The 19527-nt window shown below is 34.3% G+C and carries 15 protein-coding genes; all 15 read right to left on the minus strand.

Annotated features, from left to right (window positions below; genetic code table 11):
- Positions 1–172: 172 nt before the first annotated feature.
- The 15 genes from LY08_RS13010 to LY08_RS13080 all read right to left on the minus strand — a co-directional run bounded on the left by LY08_RS13010 (position 173) and on the right by LY08_RS13080 (position 19526).
- Complete coding sequence (locus LY08_RS13010; protein ID WP_027879807.1) at positions 173–814, minus strand: DUF6266 family protein; 642 nt, start codon at positions 812–814, stop codon at positions 173–175.
- 125 nt (positions 815–939) lie between these two features.
- Positions 940–1482, minus strand: coding sequence for a DUF6943 family protein (locus LY08_RS13015; RefSeq protein ID WP_229730288.1), 543 nt, complete (start codon positions 1480–1482; stop codon positions 940–942).
- Positions 1483–2460: 978 nt separating this feature from the next.
- Complete coding sequence (locus LY08_RS13020) at positions 2461–2955, minus strand: heavy-metal-associated domain-containing protein (protein ID WP_111660884.1); 495 nt, start codon at positions 2953–2955, stop codon at positions 2461–2463.
- A 32-nt stretch (positions 2956–2987) separates the two neighbouring features.
- Positions 2988–4766 (minus strand): efflux RND transporter periplasmic adaptor subunit, encoded by a 1779-nt coding sequence (locus LY08_RS13025; RefSeq protein ID WP_111660885.1) that lies wholly within the window; start codon positions 4764–4766, stop codon positions 2988–2990.
- Positions 4756–5238 (minus strand): DUF305 domain-containing protein, encoded by a 483-nt coding sequence (locus tag LY08_RS13030; protein ID WP_106688417.1) that lies wholly within the window; start codon positions 5236–5238, stop codon positions 4756–4758. Before LY08_RS13030 ends, LY08_RS13025 begins: the two co-directional genes overlap by 11 nt.
- Positions 5239–5256: 18 nt before the next feature.
- Positions 5257–7758: a heavy metal translocating P-type ATPase gene (locus LY08_RS13035; RefSeq protein ID WP_111660886.1), complete on the minus strand. Its 2502-nt coding sequence runs from the start codon at positions 7756–7758 to the stop codon at positions 5257–5259.
- Between the two features lie 63 nt (positions 7759–7821).
- Entirely contained in the window at positions 7822–8277 is a 456-nt protein-coding gene (locus LY08_RS13040) for a heme-binding domain-containing protein (protein ID WP_027879800.1), read from the minus strand.
- On the minus strand, positions 8278–8880 hold the full coding sequence (locus tag LY08_RS13045) for a DUF3347 domain-containing protein (protein WP_106688415.1): 603 nt from the start codon (positions 8878–8880) through the stop codon (positions 8278–8280).
- Between the two features lie 52 nt (positions 8881–8932).
- Positions 8933–11218 carry a multicopper oxidase domain-containing protein gene (locus tag LY08_RS13050; RefSeq protein ID WP_111660887.1) on the minus strand — a complete coding sequence of 762 codons (2286 nt, stop codon included), beginning with the start codon at positions 11216–11218 and terminating at the stop codon, positions 8933–8935.
- A 3-nt stretch (positions 11219–11221) separates the two neighbouring features.
- A complete protein-coding gene (locus LY08_RS13055) occupies positions 11222–12457 on the minus strand; it encodes a TolC family protein (protein WP_111660888.1) in 1236 nt (411 codons plus the stop codon).
- Positions 12454–16161: an efflux RND transporter permease subunit gene (locus tag LY08_RS13060; RefSeq protein ID WP_111660889.1), complete on the minus strand. Its 3708-nt coding sequence runs from the start codon at positions 16159–16161 to the stop codon at positions 12454–12456. The genes LY08_RS13055 and LY08_RS13060 overlap by 4 nt, the downstream gene beginning before the upstream one ends.
- Before the next feature lie 111 nt (positions 16162–16272).
- Positions 16273–16686 carry an HYC_CC_PP family protein gene (locus tag LY08_RS13065; protein ID WP_054724093.1) on the minus strand — a complete coding sequence of 138 codons (414 nt, stop codon included), beginning with the start codon at positions 16684–16686 and terminating at the stop codon, positions 16273–16275.
- Between the two features lie 61 nt (positions 16687–16747).
- Positions 16748–18697: a heavy metal translocating P-type ATPase gene (locus LY08_RS13070; RefSeq protein WP_054724092.1), complete on the minus strand. Its 1950-nt coding sequence runs from the start codon at positions 18695–18697 to the stop codon at positions 16748–16750.
- Positions 18694–19056, minus strand: a complete 363-nt coding sequence (locus LY08_RS13075; protein ID WP_054731062.1) for a DUF3703 domain-containing protein — start codon at positions 19054–19056, stop codon at positions 18694–18696. The genes LY08_RS13070 and LY08_RS13075 overlap by 4 nt, the downstream gene beginning before the upstream one ends.
- Positions 19057–19112: 56 nt before the next feature.
- The gene (locus LY08_RS13080) at positions 19113–19526 is read right to left on the minus strand and encodes a Fur family transcriptional regulator (RefSeq protein WP_054724091.1); all 414 of its coding nucleotides are present in this window, start codon (positions 19524–19526) and stop codon (positions 19113–19115) included.
- Between the last annotated feature and the right edge of the window lies 1 nt (position 19527).

Here is a 19527-nt window from a genome sequence, read left to right on the forward strand (position 1 = left end):
CAATATATAACTAACCCTGTATTCATTGGTAATACTGCATATGGGCAACAAATAGCATACAAAAAACATATAAAAAGAGAAGATTAGCAACAACTATTAATAAATAGAGCAACAAATATAGCATAAAAAAAACCGCTCGATTAGAGCGGTTTCCAAACAAAAACACCAAGCATTAATTAGCTGTTCCAGAGCCTAAATAAATACTGTTTGATACTTGACTACCATCAGCAGTAATAAACGCCATAAATAGCTCTACTGTATCTCCTGCATAAGTTGTTGGGATTGGAACAATTTGAGAACCAACAGTTCTGTCGGCTCCATCAAGTAAAGAAATAGATTCCTTTTTTGAGGGGTTGTAAATCAATAACATTGACTTGTCAGTAGCATTTGCATTACCTTCAGCAGAGTTATCATCCCAATCAAAGGTAACTTCTCCAGCAGTTGCTAAATCAGTCGTTGGGTTTAACGCACCAGATAAACCTCCTCGACTTACTAAAGCGTTCGGATAGTCAACAACAAAGTTAGGTTCAGTACCTGTAATCGCATTATTCAACACATACGACATCGCAGCATTAAATTCTGTTTTCTTAACAGCTAACCCTTTATAACCTAACTTAATAAAAGGCTTTACAGCCTGTAAAAATTCTAAAGTGGCAGTAAACTTGGTTCTTTGGTTTACTTGACCAACAGTTCTTGGATTGGCTACACTTGAGGGTTTAATTCTAATGTAATCAATTCCTTTCCAGCTTCCACCGATAACGTTTCCAACCTTACCTGAAAGCCCTCCTAAAATACCTTGAGCAATTTTACCCATAACATAAATAATTTTAATGAAACATAATTTTCTTCGGACTTGGTACGGACTTAACACGAAGTTGTACCTTCCGACTGAATATATGGCAAGTTTTATGCTATTCGTTAGATATGGATTTTGTTGCTTTAGATTGCTTCTTTTTGCATTTTAGAAAATAAACTTTGAATGTATGATACTTTCAAATCTGCCATTTTTGAAATGACTTTTTGAAGTTCGGCTTCTTTTTTACTAATCGCTGACACTATATTAATATGCTTTTGCAATTGAAATTCATTATTTATTAATGATATAAAACTATTTTTTAGAGTATTTCTGCAATCATCTATTGAAATAAACGGAATAACACTTCCTTTTAAATGGTAAGCGTAAAAACCGCCTATTTGTAACATCATAGATAAGTTAAAAAGTGTGTGTTTTACCTCTTCTGTTGTAGTAGTGACAACGAAACAGTTAGCACAGGATTTTAAGAGTGGTTTTCCGCTGTTTAGCCCTTTGTTTAGTATAAAAAAATGAGGGTTTGAGTAAGCTTTTCCGACTTGGTGTGTTTTTAGTTCAAAAGTTGACATAGCTATCCAATTTAAAATTGCTTCGCTACGCTTCGCGCCATTATTTTTTTTTGAAAAGAAAAAAGATAGCCATAGTTGTTGTGGCGTGGGTAAGGCTGTCAAGGTTTTTGGATAAAAGTTTTTTTATTGAATGACTAAATCAAAAAAAAAGGTATTGAAAAAAGTTTTATTCAAAACCCGTAGGGCTTGACCTTTATAGCCTTGTGCGGTTGGCAGAGGTAGCCACATATATTTGCCATCTTTTTTATTTTAAATTTTCAAATTAGTTAAACTTGATTGAAAATGCCTTTAACTTTTCTGGGGAATTAACACTTAAAAAAATAGGTTTTAGTACCGTACTGAGCGTTGGGTGAAGCGTTTGTATGGGTAGCATTTTAAATAGTTGTTTGATAAAACAGCATTTAAACAAGCTACTTATACAGGACTTTTAGACAATAGCTTTTTGTTTTTTTGAGGCACGAGAAAAAGCAATATGCTATGGCGTAGCACTACACTTTATAAACCTATTTTTTTATAACCGCTGACTTGGGTGGTGGGGAAAAGTGGACTTTTATATTTGTTAACGAAATGAAACAAACAAAGACTTGAGGTAAGGAATACTTGGACTTAACGATGGTTTTGTGCAGCTTGAATGAGATAACGAATATTATTATCAATTAACAGAAACCTTAAAATGTTTAAATGTTTAATGTTAGTTCAAAATGTGGTTAAATGTTCGGAATTGCGCGTTGGAATTGCGGATATTTTACATAATACCAGTTATAGCTACGAAAATATAAGAATGCTGCGATAGCAAACCCTTGAAAGGATTTTTGCTACTATAACTTGTATTATGTAACATAGCTTGGGTGAGTTTAGGGTTTTATGATATAATAATAACAGAATAGCTTATTGCAGTTTGGTTTGATTTTATGAAAACCAAAGCTGTAATATGCTATTACCTTAAAGACAAAAAAACGCTAAACTTGTTAGGTGAGCGGAACAACACAAAAGACAGAGGATTTTGAGGTACGAAAAAACTGGGTTTTGGGTTGTGGGGAATAAAAAAGAGCCTTCCGAAAAAGACTCTTTCATTATTGCTTAATGGTCGTGATTTGAATGGTCATCACTTTCTTCTTCACCAGATTGATTCATCATCATTTCGTGGTCGTATTTACAACAACTTGGTAAACCATCATATGCTTCTTCATCACCTGCTACTTTTTCGGTATCATATCCTGAAGCTGCGATTGCTTTATGGATTGCCATTGCATCGGTTTTTGTATCATCAAAAGACACATCAATCTTCTTTTTATCGACATCCCAATTAGCACTTGCAACACCTTCAACACCGTTAGCTGCTTTTTCGATAGTGTTTTTACACATTCCGCAATTTCCTCTTACACCAAAAGACAGGTCTGTCATTGCCATATCTTTTGACATTTCAGTAGTTGTGGTTTCTGTTTCTTTTTTGGTTTCATTTTTACAACTTGTTAAACCTAATGCTGCTATTACAGCTACACTTAAAATTACTTTTTTACTCACGTCGATTACATTTTTGTTTTTGTGTTCGTGATTTTTCTTTGAAAAATTCATTGTTTAAAATTTAATTGTTATTACTTGATTTATTATTCTATTACTTGTTTTACTTCACCACAGGTTAGCATTGCTTCGCCAAAGTATGGATTGATTACTTTTTCTTCTTTGCTTAACCAATAAGCACCATTATTGTTATCTGCCATTGGACAAAATTCTACATAGACCTTTTCATTGATACCAAATAGTTGTACAGCATTGATTAGATGTGATGATAAATGTTTAAAATGGTCTCTTTGTGATTTTATATCGGACGTTTCAGAAATTGAAGTTGCAGAAGATTTTATTTCGCCTTCTAATGACATCCAATGGTTATGCGCCTTATTATCTGACAACAATTTCATATCTACTTTGTTCAATTTATTTAATAAAGTTGTTGCGTTTGCTGAAGTACTTATTGAATCTTCTTTTACTAAAGCATCTTTTAAATTGATATACGCATTGTAAACACTATTTAACTGTTGTTGAAATTTCTCTGATACTTCCAAACGCTCATTCATATTAGTGTGGTCACTTTCTTTGTTAGATGCATTGTTATCCATACCTAAATGACCTTCGTGTCCAGTCATTACTTTACCACCATCTTTATTCATCATAGACTTTTTGCCTTGTAATTGTGCTGCTGCATCAACCGTAAATGTTCCGTTAGTCACTATTTCATTTCCAACAAATAAACCTTCTACAACTTCATATTCATTACCAATTTGATTGCCTAATTTAATTTCATGCATTTCAAAAATAGGTTGGTCTGGATTTGTTTTAAGGTACACCACAGAACGTTCACCTGTCCATAATACAGAAGATGCAGGAATTGATAATACTTCATCATTTTTAGCTGTACTGCCTTCAATATTTGCGGTTACAAACATTCCTGGTTTAAATACATCGTCCTTATTGCTTAAAACAACACGTAAGGTTACAGTTCTTGTTTTCGTGTTTAAAACTGGGTCAATGAAATCAACTTTACCTTTAAACTCTTTATTAGGATAAGCATTGGTTGTTATCATAACTTCCTGTCCTTTTTTAAAGCGGTCAATCTGATTTTCATACACATCAAAGTTTCCCCAAACTGTGTTGAGATTGGCAATTTTTAATAAGGGTTGTCCTTGTTTGATGTAATCGCCTTGCTCTACCAATTTTTCTGTAACAGTACCCGAAACGGTTGCATAAACAGGAAAGTTTTCTTTTACTTTTCTTGTTTCTTCAATCTGGTTGATTTGATTTTCAGAGAGTTTCCATAATTTCAATTTATTACGGACTGCTTTGTATAAAGCAGGTTGAGATTCTTTTAAAGAAGCTGCTGTGATTAATTCTTGTTGTGCTGCATAGAGTTCTGGCGAATAAATGGTTGCCAATAATTGACCTTTACGAACTTCTTCGCCTGTAAAACTCACATTCAAACGTTCAATTCTTCCAGCGAAATAACTTACCTGTACTGCATTGGCTTCTTCGTTTTCAGCAATTTTACCAGATAACTTTATGGTGTTGCCTTCAACATTTCCCTTGCCTACAACAGTTGTTTGAATATTGGCTAATGCCATCGCATTTTCTGTTAGTTTAAATTGGTCTGCCATTAAGCCATCACTTCCGCTTTCCGCAGGAATTAAATCCATACCACAAATGGGGCAGTCGCCTGGCTCTGGTTGCATAATCTGTGGATGCATAGAACACGTCCACATTTGATTGGTTGCTGCAACCGCATCGTGATTATGGTCTATTTCTTCATTTGATGAGCCACCAAAAAGCAACCAACCCAATAACACACCTACTACGAGTATGCCAATATATATGACTATTTTATTATTTTTCATTCTCTAATCGTTTTATCATTGCTTTCATTTCTTCTATTTCTTTACGTTGTGCTTTTATAATGTCTTCTGCTAATTTTTTAACTTCTGGGTCTTGAATATCTGCTCTTTCACTTGTTAAAATAGCGATAGAATGATGTGGTATCATTGCTTTCATCCATAGTACGTCACCAATGATTGGTGCTTGTGTTCTTACTAATCCTAATGCACCTACAAACAGGATAAAACTACCTGCAAGTATGGCTATGTTTTTCTTTCTATCATTATACATTTTTCGCATAAAAAACCACATTATTACTGCCATTGCTGAAATACCTAAACAGGTCATATAAAATCGGGTTAAGCTAAACCACACGTGGTCTATTGCATAGGTGTTTAGATACATTGTGATGTACATTGCTACAAATGAGCAAGCCAACATTATAAAGAAGGTTTTGTAATTTCCTTTGTTTGAGTGTTCTTTTGAATTTTCCATAATTATTTGATTTTATAGTTAAACTTTAATTGTTCTTAATCGTAGTGCATTTCCAATAACTGAAACAGAGCTAAAACTCATTGCTAAAGCTGCTATCATTGGCGAGAGCAATATTCCAAAGAATGGAAACAAAACTCCTGCTGCAATAGGCACACCTAAAGTGTTATAAATAAGTGCAAAAAATAGGTTCTGCTTAATGTTCTTCATTACAGCATTACTTAAATTTTTTGCTTTTACAATACCGTGTAAATCGCCTTTTACGAGTGTTATCATAGCACTTTCTATCGCTACATCTGTTCCCGTACCCATTGCAATACCTACATCACTTTTTGCCAATGCTGGTGCATCATTAATGCCATCACCTGCCATAGCAACTACTTTTCCATTTTTTTGTAGTTTCTCTACTTCTTTGAGTTTGTCTTCTGGTAGCATACTGGCTTTAAAATCTGCAAGATTTAGTTCTGATGCTACTGCTTTTGCAGTATCGTGATTATCGCCTGTAAGCATTATAACATCAATGCCTTTATCTTGAAGTGCTTTAATCGCTTTGGCACTTGTTTCTTTTATTTTATCGCCTATAACTACATATCCTACAACGGTTTCATCTATTGACAAATAAGAAACTGTTTTACCCTGTTTTTGATAAGATTTTGCTTCGTCTTTCATTTTAGAAGTAATATCTGCTTTGGCATATTCCATCATTTTAGGATTTCCTAATGCTACTTTTTTATCTTTTATTATAGCTTCAACACCTTTTCCTGTGACAGCACTAAAATCTTCGGAATTTAAAATTTCTGCGTTATGTTCCTTTCCATATTTAACTGTCGCTTCTGCCAAAGGATGTTCACTATTGGTATTTAATGAAACGATGTATTGAAGTAGCTCATTTTTGTTTAAAGTATCACTAAAAGCACCTACTGTTTCTACCGTTGGATTTCCTTCTGTAATAGTTCCAGTTTTATCAACTATAAGTGTATTTACCTTATCCATTTTTTCAAGAGCTTCTGCATTTTTAATCAATACACCATTTTGAGCACCTTTGCCCACACCAACCATTACAGACATTGGTGTTGCTAAACCTAAAGCACAAGGACACGCAATAATTAGTACTGCTATTGCATTCACAAACGCATACACATAAACTGGTTCTGGTCCCCAAATAGACCATACAATAAATGTGATAATAGAAATAAGAACTACAACTGGCACAAAATAACCTGATACTTTATCTGCTAAATTTTGAATAGGTGCGCGACTTCTACTGGCATCATTAACCATATGAATGATTTGTGAGAGTAACGTATCACTTCCTACCTTTTCTGCTTTCATTAAAAAGGATTGATTCCCATTAATGGTTCCGCTACTTACTTTATCTTCTTGAGATTTGTTTACAGGAATAGGTTCGCCTGTAATCATAGATTCATCAATAGTTGTTTCGCCTTCAGTTATCACACCATCCACAGGAATTTTATCTCCTGGTTTCACTTTTAGAATATCATTAAGTTCTATCTCGTCAATACTGACTTCAACTTCTTCACCATCTACTATTTTTATGGCCTTATTAGGTGCTAATTTCAACAGTTCTTTTACTGCCGAATTGGTTTTACTATGGGCACGAGCTTCTAACAACTGACCTAAAAGCACTAACGTTAGAATAACTGTTGCTGCTTCAAAATAGACGTGAACTGCGCCTGATTCAGTTTTAAATTGTTCAGGAAATACATCTGGAAACAACATCCCAAATACACTAAATAACCAAGCCACACCTGCACCGATTCCAATAAGTGTAAACATATTGAGATTCCACGTTTTTATGCTTCTATAAGCACGCTCAAAGAACATCCACGTAGCGTAAAAGACAACTGGAATGGATAAAACAAACTGAATCCAATTCCAATTTTTTTGTTCCATTATATCATACAATGGATTGTTATTGAGCATTTCGCTCATTGCAATTAAAAAAATTGGTAAGGTGAATGCGGTTGCAATCCAAAACTTCTTTAAAAGTTTTTTATACGTTTTTTCCTCTGCTGAACTATCTGCTTCCATTGGTACTAAATCCATCCCACAAATAGGACACGAACCTGCTTCGTCTTTAATGATTTCTGGATGCATAGGACACGTCCATTGTTCTGCTGAAGTTGTGGATAGATTTTGTTCTTCCACCAAATCCATTCCGCAAACAGGACAATCGCCTGGTTCGTCATAAGTTTTATCGCCTTCGCAATGCATAGGACAATAAAATGTGCCTGTGCCTTTTCCTTTGGGTTGCACTTTCTTTTTATCTTTTGAATATTGATGTTGTTCACCTTGTTTATGAATGCTATATCTATCACCATCCTTTTTTAAGGCTTCTTGAAACTTTTCTATAGGAATATGCGATTCCATTTCTATGGTAGCTTCTGCCTTTTCTAAATCGACGGTTGCTTTTGAAACGCCTTCTACTTTAGAAAGTGTTTCCTCAACGTGACTGCGACAACCGTTGCAGGTCATTCCGTGTATGTGATATGTGTGTTTCATTGAATTTATTTTTTCTTTTCTTTAAAGAAAAATGAACTAATCCATTCTACTTATATCAGAATTTTAATTTAAACTATCTTTAATTTGTTTCATATAACCAATTATAAGTTCTTTTTCACCTGTCGATAAAAGGGCATTTTTGTGAATTAGCGTATAAGACCAAAGGGGCATTTCGCCATTTTCAATTTGATTGATGATGGATTTTAGTTTACTGTTTTTTCTTCTATTTGAATAATCATCCCATTCATTAAAATTTAATTCTGCCTTGCCTTCTTTGATATGGTCTTCAAGAAACCAGGCTACCGGTTGCACTTTATTGTACCAAGGATATATTGTATTGTTACTGTGGCAATCATAGCAAGAGACTTGTAATTTGTTCTTGATATCATTTGGGACATCATTTACCAACATAAAGTCGGTTTTTGGAACAACTTCACTTTGGTTGCGCGTTGTGGGGATAAATTGAATCCCCACAAACGCCACCAACAACACTATTGCTATGATTTTTAAAATCTTCATTTAGTTAATTTCCTTTTGGACTTTTCCACAGTTCAACATCTTGCTTCCATAATAGGGATTCTTAATATCCTTGCTCATACTTAACCAAGCTGAACCACCATCGTACATTGGACAAAATTGCTCATATAGTTTTACTTGTGTTCCTGTAATAGCTACCATATCAGTAATATCCTTACTTAAAACTTTAAAGTGCTCACGTTGATGTGCTATTGGACTTTCTGAAATATGTTCTGCGTGTTCCGTAGCATCTTCGATAATGTCCTTTAATTCTGATTGCTGGGCATCTGTAAATTTTGAAATGTCAAGCTTTCCTAATGACGTTGCGAGGGTTGCACCCAATTCTTTAGCTTTGGCATTATCATCTACCACTAAGGCATCCTTTAAGTTGAAATAGTCATTTAATATTGTTTGAGAATTTGTATCTCCATTCATTGCCATTTTCTTTTTCTTACCATCGTGATGACCATCGCTATTGTCGTGATTCATTTCTGTATTATGACCTTCATCGTTGTTATGTTCTTTTTTTGCGTCTTTACAAGACATTGTTGTTAGGCTTATAAAAGCCATTACCATAATTGTTGTTACTAATTTTACTTTTTTCATTTTGACTTACTTTTAAGATTAATATTTGTTTATATAAAATTGTTATTTATTATTAAAATCGAACTAATAGTCCGCCACCCCAACCATATCGGTTATTATAATTCCCTTGAATTGAAAAATTTCGAGATAAGATGTATGATGCTCCAATTAACCATTGCGTTTCACCTTCATAAGATTTGTTGTTTTCTAACTCATTAACCCATCCAAAATCTGCTCTGTATTCGTATTCTCCTTCGAGAAAAATTCTAGGAAAAATCAATAGTTCTCTGTCTAAACGTATTCTTGGGCGCAGTTGATGGTCCATACTCACATCGACATTAAATCTGTAAGGCGTGAAATATTTAACTCCAACCAATCCCACAGTATTGAATGTATCATAAGAATCTGGTGTTGAAGTTTCAGTATTTAAGCCTGCATATACGCGTACCCAATCATTGAGATATCTGTTATAATTTACTTCTATCTCGGCATTTTGGTTATAATCAAACTCGGCACGTAGTGCAAATTCGTTACGGATGCTGCTTGACATCAATAAAAGTTCATTAAAGTTTGAACCTCCACGAAGCATTCCCCACGAATAGTAATGGTCTGTCTCGTCAATTAGGTTTTGTACTGGATAAGGTTTCATCCTTTCATCTCGTGGTGTATCATAGCTAAATACTCTTGCCATACCACCCATCATATGATATAGCACGTGACAATGAAAGAACCAATCACCATATTCTTCATTATAGAACTCTATAATTACTTTTTTCATCGGTGGTACATTTACGGTATGTTTTAATGGCGAACGCTCTCCATTTTCATTAATCACCCTAAAGTAATGCCCGTGCAAGTGCATTGGGTGGTGCATCATTGTCAGATTATTTAGGGTAATCCTTGTAACCTCATCGCTTTTAATTTTAATCTTGTCTGTTTCGGACAATGGTGTACCATTCATACTCCAAACATAGCGTTGCATATTACCAGTTAGATTCAGTAAAATTTCATTTACTGGCGCATCTGTCTTAAAAGTGGTGTTTTCCTTTGCTTTTAAAAAATCATAATTGAAATACGTTTTACGTGTATCATAATTAAATGAAGCGGTGTCCTTTTGCATTGTAGACATCATATGATTCATTGGCGTCGCATCCTTTTTCATTTCCATATTCATATCATTATCCATCTTCATCTGTCCGTCTTTCATATCCATCTTCATCTTCATTCCATATGTCTGCATCAAAAACTCTGGTGTTTTTTTCTTTTGATTGCCCACCATTGCAGGTGCACCCATCTTCATATCCATTTTTGCCATTTGCTTCATCATAGCCACTTTATCTGGTCTGTCTATTACAGTAGCTGGATACAATTTTCCGCTACCCAAACGGATTGAGGTGTTGCCAGAACCATCTTGGGCTGTTGCGGTAATTTCTAATGTACCTTCTGGGATAGTTACTATAACATCATAGGTTTCGGCAATTGCAAAAAGAAATCGGTTTTTATATTCTGGTGTTACATCTACACCATCACTCGCAACTATCATCGGGTTACCACCACCAAAATCCACCCAATAATAAGATGAAGCAGATGCGTTGATAAAACGTAATCGTACTTTTTCACCTGTTTTAAACTCTGAATATTCTGCAAGTTTTTTACCATTAGCTAAAAACGCAGGATAATAGACGTCCGCAATGTCTGCACCTTCCATTCTATCGCGCCAAAATTTGAATTGTGCGCCTAATGCACCTTCTTTAATAACTCTGCTTAATGGTACTGCTGTCCCTTTTTTAACCTGATACCATTCGTTTCCCCGTTTAAGGTTTCGTAACACATTCATTGGCTTTTCGTTTGTCCAATCGGAAAGGACTACGACTAAATCCTTATCATAGTCCAAGGTCTTTTCTTTAGGATGAATGACTATTGAGCCATAAACTCCTTTTTGCTCTTGCAACATCGTGTGGGAATGATACCAATATGTGCCAGATTGGTTTATAGGTATTCTATATTGAAATGTAGTATTTGCTTTTATAGGTGGCGTAGTTAAATAAGGTACACCATCATAAAAATTAGGAAGTATTAAACCGTGCCAATGTACAGAGGTTTCTTCATCCATTTTATTGGTTACATTAATAATAGCGAGGTCACCTTCTTTGAATTCTAATGTAGGTCCTGGAATTCCACCATTAATGGTCATTCCGTTTGCGGTGACACCTCCAAGCGTCATTTCATTTTTTTCTATGGTAAGGTTATATTCTCTAATTGGGCGTCCTTCTTCTTTTCTGTCTTCACCATTTGTTCCAACTTGGGCGAATGCCATTGAAGTTAAGAATAAGAGAAGTATTGTGTTAAATGTTTTCATTGTTTACTTAATTAAATAATTAATGATTGTACTTTGCACATAGTAAGTCTTCACAGATTCTATCTGGTTCATTTGAAACTTTAATTGCAACTCTTGAATATCCAAAACATCATTAAAATCAATGGTTCCTGTTTCGTAACTTTTTATTAGAATGTCTTCTGCATCTTTAGCCTGTTTTAGGTTTTTGGCTTGGGTAGCATAACTTATTCTTGCAGAAATGCGTTCGTTAATCGCCTTGTCTAAAAGCGTTTCCAATGCATTTAAACGTTCCTGTTTTTGAGCAGTAATTTCCTGCTGTTGCAAATCATTTTGTTTGGTTTGGGATTTATATTTCTTATTGAAAATTGGGATAGATACCGAAACCATTGGCATTACAATATCCTTTCCGTTATCGCTGAAATCCATATTTGGTCTTTCAGCAACATTGATATAATCTAATCCAAAACCAATCATTGGACTGCTTTCTTTTTGATTCAATAATTCTGATTGCTCTATGGATTGATAGAGTTTATCAAATTTTAGTAATTCAGGATGTAATACTAATTTTTCAAAAGTAATATCAAAGTCTTCAGAAGGTATCATTAAACTATCTACCACATTCACGGTAACATCATTACCTCTATTCAATAGATTATTGAAGTTAGTTTGTTCTGCTAAAAATTGTTGTTGCAACACATCTTTGAGTTGTTGCATTTCGTTTTGACGCATTTGTAAACGCAATACATCTACTGCGGATGCTTTACCAACCTCAACAGAAGTTAATGCCAACGTCTCATAAGTTTCTAATAGTTTAATGTTTTCAGTTAAGACCTCTTGCTTTGCTTTATTGGCGTATAAATTATAATAGGATTGCGATACCGAAGCCATTAGTTTTCGCTTTGCGATAACAATATCTTCATATTTAGCATTCGCTAACGAACTCACATAATTTTCTCTTGACGTAATTGTACCAAACCACGGTAACATTTGTTTAGCCGATACTTTAAAGCGTTGTGCTCCTGTTCGTGTTTCTGGTTCACTTACAAAATAACCAACTCCAAATTCGGTATTAGGAATGGTGTTGACCTCGTTTACCTTTTCGGAAGCTCTTTTGTATTGTAACTCAAACTTTTGAATTTCTGGATTGTTTGTTAAGGCTTCATCGATAAGTATTTCTAATTGTTGAGCGTTCGCAAAAAGACTCAAGAAACAAGAGCCAAGAGCCAAGACGATTTTTATTTGTATTGATTTATATTTCATTTTGATGTTCTTTTAAGTTGAACTTCTGCTTTCCAGCTATACAATACTGGTACAACAAACAAAGTGATTAAGGCTATAAGCATTCCACCAAAACTTGGTATTGCCATAGGTATCATAATATCACTACCTCTTCCTGTAGATGTTAATACTGGTAATAATGCCAATATGGTAGTAGCAGTTGTCATTAAACAAGGTCTAATACGTTTTTCTCCTGCTTCTACTACTGATGCTCTGATTTCTTTTTTATTTTCTGGTGTATTTCTATCAAATATTTGTGTTAAATAAGTTGCCATTACAACTCCATCATCGGTTGCGATACCAAATAGTGCAATAAACCCAACCCAAACCGCTACACTTAAATTAATGGGGTGCATTTGAAATAAATCGCGCAGATTTTCACCAAAGACATTGAAGTTTAAGAACCAATCTTGACCATAGAGCCATATCATTACAAAACCACCAGCAAAAGCAACTGCAATACCTGTGAATACCATTAGTGATGTCCCTACTGAACGAAATTGGAAATACAGAATTAAGAAAATGATTGCCAACGCTAAAGGCACAACAACCGACAAGGTTTTTTCTGCTCTTAATTGGTTTTCATACGTTCCCGTAAATTGGTAGTTGATACCTTTTGGGACTACCAATTCGCCACTATCTATCTTTTCTTGAATTAAGGTTTGTGCATTTTCTACCACATTGACTTCTGCAAAACCATTCATTTTATCAAATAACACATAGCCAACTAAAAAAGTGTCTTCACTTTTAATTACTTGTGGACCTTGTTCATATTTTATAGTCGCTAATTCACTTAAAGGAATAGGGCTTCCTTTTTCAACAGGCACATAGATTTGTTTTAAATCGGTTGGATTTGCTCTTAATTCTCTTGGGTAACGAACTCTAACACCATAACGCTCACGACCTTCTACTGTCTGTGTTAATATCATACCACCAACAGCCACTTTCAAAACATTTTGAACTTCCTCAATGGTTACGCCATAACGAGCAATTTTCTCTCTATCAATATCAATTAACAAATAGGGTTTACCTACAATACGGTCTGCAAAAACAGCTTCATCTTTTACACCTTCAGCTTGTTTTAAAATATCTTCTAATCGCATTCCAAACGCTTCAATCTGCTTTAAATCTTGCCCTTTTATTTTAATACCCATTGGTGCTCGCATTCCTGTTTGCAACATTACCAATCGGGTTTCAATAGGTTGTAGCTTTGGTGCAGACGTTACGCCTGGTAATTTGGTCACTTTTACAATTTCGTTCCAAATATCATCTGGTGATTGTATTTCAGGTCTCCAATTTCGATAGAACTCTCCATTATTGTCTGGAATGAGTTGAGACCTTTCGACTGTGCTCAAGGTGACATTTTCTGTATTATTTGGATTTGCGATAAATCGACCATCTTTTAATTCAAACAAGCCATCATTATTCACTTTGTAGCGTTGACGTTCTCGGTTTTCATTCAGCATATATTCTGACTTATACTGAATAACATTTTCATACATTGATAGTGGTGCTGGGTCTAATGCAGATTCTGTACGACCTGCTTTTCCAACTACAGTTTCGATTTCAGGAATACTGGCAACTGCCATATCTAACTGCTGTAAAACACGCTTATTTTCTTCTACACCAGAATGTGGCATAGAAGTAGGCATCAATAAAAAAGAACCTTCATTTAACGATGGCATAAATTCTTTGCCTGTGTTTTTCATAATGAAAAAACCAGCAATGACAATTGCAGTTGGAATTGAAAGAAATAGTAATTTATTATCTAAACACCATCTTAAAATTCGAGTATAATACCTGATAAACAATGAGAAAACACCCAATAAGCCAAAGCAAATGACACCAACAAAGATGAGGTTCCAGAAGATACTTTTATCAACTCCTAAAGGTCTCCAATATTCCGCTAACAGAAATACTATTGCAGTTGTACATATTATGATATTAATTAAGTTGGATTGTTTTTCTGTTATTTTATTTTGAGTACTTAACAATGCTGTGATACCAAAAGCTATCAATATTAATCCTAACCAATAACCATAGATTATTGCTATTATCCCTAATACTATTAAAACGCCATTTAAAGCATATTTAAAATGCGTTTTTATGCTTTTCTTTCTGAATAAAAACGCTGCAAAAGGTGGAATTAAAAACAATGCTACAATTATTGAAGCTGTTAATGCAAAGGTTTTTGTGAATGCTAACGGTCTAAATAGTTTACCTTCAGCGCCAATCATTGTAAAGACTGGAATGAAACTGATTATGGTTGTCATTACTGCGGTAACGATTGCACCAGATACTTCTGCTGTGGCGTTATAAACTACCGTATTAATGGGTTTTGTTCCATCATCTTCATCCAAGTGCCTTATAATGTTTTCTGAAAGTATGACACCAACATCGACCATTGTACCAATAGCAATTGCAATACCAGATAATGCGACGATGTTTGCATCTACACCAAAGAACTTCATTGCTATAAAAACCATTAAAACCGCAACTGGTAGTAGTCCAGATATAAGTACCGATGCCCGAAGATTAAATACCATAATGATAATGACCAAAATGGTAATTAGTATCTCTAATGTTAAGGCTTCATTAAGTGTACCTAACGTTTCTTTAATCAATTCTGTTCTATCATAAAATGGCACTATGGTTACTTGTGATGTTCTACCATCTGCTAATACTTTTGAAGGTAATCCTGCACTTAATTCATTAATTTTTTCTTTTACATTATTAATAACTTCCATTGGGTTTGCTCCGTAACGAGCTACAACAACAGCACCTACAACTTCTGCACCTTCTTTATCTAATAACCCACGTCGTGTTGCTGGACCTAAAGAGACTTTTCCAATATCTTTGATTCGTATTGCTGTATAATTTTCGGAAGTAACGACTGCATTTTCTATGTCTTCAATAGATTTCACATAACCTAAACCACGTACTAAATATTCTGCATTATTAATTTCAATAGTTTGTGCACCAATGTCTTTATTACTTTCCTTAACTGCTTTTACAACGTGATGCAATCCTATATTATATTGACGCATTAATTCTGGGTTGACATCCACTTGATATTCTTGAACATAACCACCAATTGAAGCGACTTCCGAAACACCGCTTGCAGAGGATAGTGCATATTTTACATAGTAATCTTGAATACTGCGTAACTCTTGTAAATCCCAACCACCAGTAACTTTTCCGTTTTCATCACGTCCTTCAAGTGTGTACCAAAATATTTGTCCTAATCCTGTTGCATCTGGACCCAAAGCAGGATTAACACCTTCAGGTAATAAACCACTTGGTAATGAATTGAGTTTTTCTAGAATACGACTACGACTCCAATAGAATTCTACATCTTCTTCAAAAATGATATAGATACTTGAAAACCCAAACATAGACGAACTACGAATGGTTTTTACTCCTGGAATACCTAATAAGGATGTGGTTAATGGATAAGTGATTTGGTCTTCTATATCTTGTGGCGAACGACCATCCCACTTTGTAAATACAATTTGTTGATTTTCTCCGATATCTGGGATGGCATCAACAGCCACAGGATTACTTGGTAAAAATCCAGTATCCCAATTGAAAGGTGCGTTTACAGTTCCCCATCCAACAAAAAGAGCAAGTAGCAGAACTGCAACGAGTTTATTCTCTATAAGAAATTTGATTGCTTTATTAAGCATATGATTTGATTATTAAACAGTTAGACATTGGCGTTAAGAAAACACCGAATACAGCAAATTATCCTTATGACATTATAAAGTCATAGGATAAAACAGTCTATTGTTTAAAAATCAAATTAAATAAGTCTCGTCAATCTTGAAGATTTGCCTGACGACGAGTGGTGGTTCATATTCTTCAAAAGAAGATACATTGTTATCTAAACCTTCAAAAAGGTTAATATAGGTATAAACCAATGAGGCAATGAAAACTTGTTGTTCAAAAGAAATTTTGTCAACTTGTAATTGTAGTTCGTCTTGACCATCAACTACCAATTGTTCATCATTACAACAGTTTTTCTTGGTAATAGCACATCCTTCTGTAGATGGCTTTTGCATTTCCATACCACAACCCTTAGCCTTATTAAAAACAGCTGTTTCTACTAAAGCATCTCCACAAAAATGCATATTAAGCGTAAATGACATTGTAGAGCATAACACTACAAAAGCCATTGCTAAAGACATTATTTTATGGAATACTTGTTTCATACTGTTTGCGAAGTTACGAAATTTTAACAAATGTTCATTTTGTTTAACAGAAGTTTAATGGTTAACTCCATCGCATTCGTTGTAGTCTAACTGCATTTAATATTGCTAATAAAGCCACACCAACATCGGCAAAAACTGCTTCCCACATTGTTGCTAAACCACCTGCTCCTAAAATCAGAACAATTACTTTTACTCCAAATGCTAAAATGATGTTTTGCCATACAATTTTACGAGTGGAACGACTAATTTTAATCGCTTTTACCACTTTTGAAGGTTGGTCTGTTTGAATGATAACATCTGCTGTTTCAATAGCGACATCACTACCTAAACCACCCATTGCTATTCCTACATCACTTGCTGCTAAAACTGGTGCGTCATTAATACCATCACCTATAAAAGCAATTTTATTTTCAGGATTTTGTTTTAAAAGCTCAACTTCATTTAATTTATCTTCTGGTAACAAACCACCTTTAGCCTTTTCAATATTTAATTCTCTTGCTACTTGTTGGGTAATGGAATCCTTATCTCCAGAAAGCATCATTATATTATTAATACCTACTTTATGTAAATTGGTAATTGTTTCTTTTGCATCTTCTTTTAATTCATCTGCAATGACAACATAACCTGCAAATTCATTGTCTATAGATTCTAATACTATAGATTCTACAATAGTTTCTGTTTCCTCTAAAACTTTAATATTATTGGCTGACATTAGGGCTTTATTACCAACTAAAACAGTCTTACCATTTACTATACCTTTTAAACCTTTTCCTGCTATTTCTGTAACTTCGGAAGCCTCATAATCTGCGCCTTCATCTTTATATTCTAAAATAGCTTTTGCAATAGGATGTGTGGATTGTTCTTCCATCGCCATCAGGTACTTCATAAACTCTTTTTCATCCCAACCAATTGCTTTGATTTCTTTTATTTTGAAAACACCTTTAGTAACCGTTCCAGTTTTATCCATCACCAACGTGTTTATCTTGGTCATTGCATCTAAAAAGGAAGCGCCTTTAAATAAAATTCCGTTTTTTGAAGCTGCTCCCAATCCTCCGAAATAACCTAATGGAATTGATATTACCAAAGCACAAGGACAAGAAATCACCAAGAAAATTAAGGCTCTGTATAACCAATCTCTAAAAACATAATCATCTACAAAAAAGTATGGTAGAAACGTAACACCTATTGCTAAAAACACAACTATTGGTGTGTAAATACGAGCGAATTGTCTGATGAATAATTCTGTTTTAGATTTTCGAGCTGTTGCGTTCTGTACCATATCCAAAATTCGAGCAATGGAACTATCTTTAAATTCTTTGGTGGTTTCAATTTCAATAACGCCATCCATATTAATACTTCCAGCAAATACTTTTTCGCCTTTTGCAATCGTATCTGGTTTACTTTCACCTGTTAATGCTGCTGTGTTGAATGAACCTTTGTCGGAAAGTAGAATACCATCTAAAGGGATTTTTTCTCCTACACGTACTTGCACTTTTTCACCAATTTCAACCGTTTCTGGACTTACAGACACATAATTATTGTTGCGATATACCAGAGCTTCATTTGGTCTTACATCAAGTAAGGCTTTTATATTTCCTTTTGCTCTGTTAACTGCTGCATTTTGGAATAATTCCCCAACTGCATAAAACAACATTACTGCAACACCTTCAGGATATTCGCCAATAATAAAGGCTCCAATAGTGGCTATAGACATTAAAAAGAACTCTGTAAATACATCGCCTTTTTTAATACTTTCCCAGCCTTCTTTTACAACAGGAAGTCCAACTGGTAAATAAGCAATACCATACCATATAATGCGAGTCCAATTCTTAAAAAAAGAAACATCAAAATAATCTAAACCTATACCCATCATAAGCATCGTAAAACTTATAATTGCTGGCACATAAGTTTTAAATGCACTTCCATTAGCGTGATTATGACCATCATCGTGAGAATGTTGTTCTTCTGAATTTGGTTTTAAATCCCTTAAATTGACTTTCTTTTTCTTCATTTTGAATTGAATAAATTTTTAATATCATTAGGTATAGGCATAGATTTTAATGGTGGTACGTTTGCACTGCCTGTGTTACCAAGTGGCACGTGGTCAATAAATGATTTCCAACCACCAACAAGTAACCTAATAATTTGACCGAGTACTTCTTTAGCATCTTTTTGCATAAATCCAAACTTTAGCATTAACCAATGTGAATAGGTATGTTCTATTGGGTAAGATTGCCCTATGATATGACTGCGTTCTAAATGATACCAAGCATTACTATACTGCTTATTTTCTAAACAGAAACTATATCGTTTTAATTCTTCGTTATAAGCCTGTTTAAGAGGTTTAGGTATTTTAGCATTAAACTTCATATCCATTAATTTTGAATAAAAGTAGTACAATCGTTAGTGCAATGGAAGTGCATTTGTTATCCACTACACTTATCACATATACCTTTTACAACCAAGTTTACATTTTCTGAAACAAAGCCATCAGGCACTTTAATTTTTGGTATTTTATGGTCTGTTAAGCAAATGGTTTCATTACAATTGTTACAATGGAAATGTAAGTGTAAATCTTTATTTATATCACAACTACAACCTTGTTCACATAAAGCATATTTAGTAATACCTGTACCATCATCTATTTGATGCACAATATCTTTTTCCTCGAATGTTTTAATAGTTCTGTACAATGTAGTTCTATCTGCTTTTTCAAAAGCATTTTCTATATCACTTAATGTTACTGCTACTTGTTTATTTACAAGAAACTTATAAATCAATAAACGCATTGCCGTAACGCGAATATTTTTTAACTCTAATAATTGTTCTATGGTTTGCATA

It is taken from the genome of Olleya aquimaris (assembly GCF_003259525.1).
In the GTDB taxonomy this organism is placed as follows: Bacteria; Bacteroidota; Bacteroidia; order Flavobacteriales; family Flavobacteriaceae; genus Olleya; species Olleya aquimaris.

What these genes read in the sequence shown, in the direction of transcription:
- LY08_RS13010 (WP_027879807.1), bottom strand. Translation starts at nt 814, where the DNA reads ATGGGTAAAATTGCTCAAGGTATTTTAGGAGGGCTTTCAGGTAAGGTT.
- LY08_RS13035 (WP_111660886.1), bottom strand. Translation starts at nt 7,758, where the DNA reads ATGAAACACACATATCACATACACGGAATGACCTGCAACGGTTGTCGC.
- LY08_RS13030 (WP_106688417.1), bottom strand. Translation starts at nt 5,238, where the DNA reads ATGGAAAATTCAAAAGAACACTCAAACAAAGGAAATTACAAAACCTTC.
- LY08_RS13040 (WP_027879800.1), bottom strand. Translation starts at nt 8,277, where the DNA reads ATGAAGATTTTAAAAATCATAGCAATAGTGTTGTTGGTGGCGTTTGTG.
- LY08_RS13075 (WP_054731062.1), bottom strand. Translation starts at nt 19,056, where the DNA reads ATGAAGTTTAATGCTAAAATACCTAAACCTCTTAAACAGGCTTATAAC.
- LY08_RS13060 (WP_111660889.1), bottom strand. Translation starts at nt 16,161, where the DNA reads ATGCTTAATAAAGCAATCAAATTTCTTATAGAGAATAAACTCGTTGCA.
- LY08_RS13050 (WP_111660887.1), bottom strand. Translation starts at nt 11,218, where the DNA reads ATGAAAACATTTAACACAATACTTCTCTTATTCTTAACTTCAATGGCA.
- LY08_RS13020 (WP_111660884.1), bottom strand. Translation starts at nt 2,955, where the DNA reads ATGAATTTTTCAAAGAAAAATCACGAACACAAAAACAAAAATGTAATC.
- LY08_RS13065 (WP_054724093.1), bottom strand. Translation starts at nt 16,686, where the DNA reads ATGAAACAAGTATTCCATAAAATAATGTCTTTAGCAATGGCTTTTGTA.
- LY08_RS13070 (WP_054724092.1), bottom strand. Translation starts at nt 18,697, where the DNA reads ATGAAGAAAAAGAAAGTCAATTTAAGGGATTTAAAACCAAATTCAGAA.
- LY08_RS13080 (WP_054724091.1), bottom strand. Translation starts at nt 19,526, where the DNA reads ATGCAAACCATAGAACAATTATTAGAGTTAAAAAATATTCGCGTTACG.
- LY08_RS13055 (WP_111660888.1), bottom strand. Translation starts at nt 12,457, where the DNA reads ATGAAATATAAATCAATACAAATAAAAATCGTCTTGGCTCTTGGCTCT.
- LY08_RS13045 (WP_106688415.1), bottom strand. Translation starts at nt 8,880, where the DNA reads ATGAAAAAAGTAAAATTAGTAACAACAATTATGGTAATGGCTTTTATA.
- LY08_RS13025 (WP_111660885.1), bottom strand. Translation starts at nt 4,766, where the DNA reads ATGAAAAATAATAAAATAGTCATATATATTGGCATACTCGTAGTAGGT.